The organism is Neisseria sp. HMSC070F02 (genome assembly GCF_001814225.1).
GTDB lineage: Bacteria > Pseudomonadota > Gammaproteobacteria > Burkholderiales > Neisseriaceae > Neisseria > Neisseria meningitidis.
Map to the genome: position 1 here is coordinate 1 of NZ_KV815394.1, position 3,057 is coordinate 3,057.

Consider the following 3,057-nt stretch of genomic DNA (forward strand, 5'->3'; position numbering starts at 1 on the left):
CCAATGCGGGCAGTGCCGCACTGATTAATACCGCCATCAACGGCGGCAGCCTCAAAGACAACTTGGGCGATGCCGCACTGGGTGCGATAGTCAGTACCGTACACGGAGAAGTAGCGAGCAAAATCAAATTTAATCTCAGCGAAGACTACATTACCCACAAGATTGCCCATGCCATAGCGGGCTGTGCGGCAGCGGCGGCGAATAAGGGTAAGTGTCAGGATGGTGCGATCGGTGCGGCTGTGGGCGAGATAGTCGGGGAGGCTTTGACAAACGGCAAAAATCCTGCCACTTTGACAGCTAAAGAACGCGAACAGATTTTGGCATACAGCAAACTGGTTGCCGGTACGGTAAGCGGTGTGGTCGGCGGCGATGTGAATACAGCGGCGAATGCGGCTAAAGTCGCGATTGAAAATAACCTATTATCTCAAGAAGAGTATGCTCTTAGAGAAAAATTGATCAAAAAAGCCAAAGGGAAAGGCCTATTATCTTTAGATTGGGGCAGCCTGACCGAACAAGAGGCAAGGCAGTTTATCTATTTGATTGAGAAAGATCGATATTCTAATCAATTGCTTGACCGATATCAAAAAAATCCAAGTAGTTTAAATAATCAAGAAAAAAATATTCTTGCATATTTTATTAACCAAACCTCTGGAGGTAACACAGCTTGGGCAGCTTCGATACTGAAAACGCCCCAGTCAATGGGTAATCTCACTATTCCTTCCAAAGATATTAATAACACCTTATCGAAAGCCTATCAAACATTGAGTCGTTATGATTCTTTTGATTACAAATCAGCTGTTGCCGCACAACCTGCACTTTACTTATTAAACGGACCGCTTGGCTTCAGTGTCAAAGCAGCTACTGTGGCAGCAGGAGGATATAACATTGGACAGGGAGCGAAAGCAATCTCTAATGGAGAATATCTGCATGGTACAGTTCAGGTTGTTAATGGCACATTGATGGTTGCAGGATCTGTATCTGCACAGGCTGCAATATCGGCCAAGCCTGCACCTGTTACCCGTTATCTGAGCAATGACAGTGCTCCTGCTTTAAGACAAGCTTTAACTGCTGAAAGCCAGAGAATCCGCATGAAACTGCCGGAAGAGTATCGACAAATAGGGAATCTTGCGATAGCAAAAATTGATGTTAAAGGATTACCGCAAAGGATGGAAGCATTTAGTTCTTTCCAAAAAGGGGAACATGGATTTATTTCGTTACCTGAAACAAAAATTTTTAAACCTATATCTGTTGATAAATATCATAATATTGCCTCTCCTCCTAGAGGAACATTAAGAAATATAGATGGAGAATATAAATTACTTGAAACTATAGCACAGCAACTCGGAAATAATCGTAATGTATCAGGTAGAATTGATCTATTTACAGAATTAAAGGCCTGTCAATCTTGCAGCAATGTTATTTTAGAGTTTAGAAATCGCTATCCAAATATTCAATTAAATATTTTTACAGGAAAATAGAATCATGGAAAAAATAAAAAATTATATAGAATTCAAGAAATTATTTAAAAATATAACGGAAAAATTTGTCAGAGATTTAGATATAACATTAATTGAAGCAGCTGAATATTCTATAATTGAATTCGAAATTTATTTATCTGAATATCCGGAAGATAGTACATTTATTTTTACAGCATGGGCAATCTATCTGTTAGAAAATAACTGTCTCAATGAAAGAGGAAAAGATAATTTTTTCATCGCGGAAATGAAAAAATGTTATCAACAAACTAATTTGGATAGAATAAAATCTATCTATTCTTCGAGTGACTATCATATTTTTGCTAAGGATGTAAACAAGATTCAACAAACATTTAAATTAAATCTTGCCAATATCATGCAGCAAGAGTAGCAACTGTATTTTTAACCCCGTCGGGCAAAATTACCAAAAACGGTAAATCACTAAAAATACTTTTATACCGCCGCCGCAGCAAGCTGTAGCCTGCATGAAACCTAAAATCCATGCGTAAGGTGTGTGCTCCAGCACGCACGCGTTCCATGATTTACGGCTCAATGCCGTCTGAAAAGCTCAATTTTTTCAGACGGCATTTGTTATGCAAGTAAATATTCAGATTCCCTATATACTGCCCAGACGCGTGCGTGCTGAAGACACCTCCTACGCTTGCTGCAGAACTTTCGGGTAAAACCGGTGTGAGCATTAGCGCACCGTATGCCAATGAGAACAGCCGCATCATTTTGAGTGCCGCCGATATAGCCGCAGAAAACGGCAAAATCAAACTGCAATCCTACGGCGACCAATCCTATTACGCCGGACAGGGCGAACTCTATACCTTAGAACGCCGCAGCTACAAAACCGGCAAATGGTACAACCGCAAACACATTACCGAAGTCAAAGAACACAAAAACGCCAAGCCCGACGCAGTAAACCTCAGCGCATCCCAAGGCATCGACATCAAATCTGGTGGCAGCATCGACGCCTACGCCACCGCATTCGATGCCCCCAAAGGCAGCATTAACATCGAAGCCGGGCGGAAATTGACACTCTATGCCGTAGAAGAGCTCAACTACGACAAACTAGACAGTCATAAGAAACGCAAATTTCTCGGCATTACTTATGATAAGGTACATGATACCTCTACCCAACAGATGCAAACTGCCTTACCAAGCCGTGTAGTGGCTGAATCAGCTAATCTGCAATCAGGTTGGGATACCAAGTTACAAGGTACGCAGTTTGAAACCACGCTGGGCGGCGCGGTCATCCGTGCAGGCGTAGGCGACCAGGCACGGGCCGATGCCAAGATTATCCTCGAAGGGATCAAAAGCAGCATCCACACAGAAACCGTAAGCAGCAGCAAATCCGCCCTCTGGCAAAAACAGGCAGGACGCGGCAGCAACATCGAAACCCTGCAACTGCCAAGTTTCACCGGCCCCGTTGCGCCCGTACTCTCTGCTCCCGGCGGCTACATCGTCGACATTCCGAAAGGCAATCTGAAAACCGAAATCGAAAAACTCGCCAAGCAGCCCGAGTATGCTTATTTGAAACAACTTCAAGTAGCGAAAAACATCAACTGGAATCAGGTGC

Annotated in this window: 2 protein-coding genes and 1 pseudogene; all 3 read left to right on the forward strand. The window is 43.1% G+C overall.

All coding sequences use genetic code 11. The annotated features are described in order from the left end of the window. On the forward strand, positions 1-1,478 hold a 1,478-nt coding region (locus HMPREF2959_RS10815; protein WP_083314135.1), incomplete at its 5' end, for a deaminase domain-containing protein. Positions 1,479-1,482: 4 nt separating this feature from the next. Next, entirely contained in the window at positions 1,483-1,866 is a 384-nt protein-coding gene (locus tag HMPREF2959_RS03835; RefSeq protein WP_002219725.1) for a hypothetical protein, read from the forward strand. Between the two features lie 248 nt (positions 1,867-2,114). Beyond that, positions 2,115-3,057 (forward strand): annotated as a pseudogene (locus HMPREF2959_RS12550) (S-layer family protein); the annotation flags it as partial.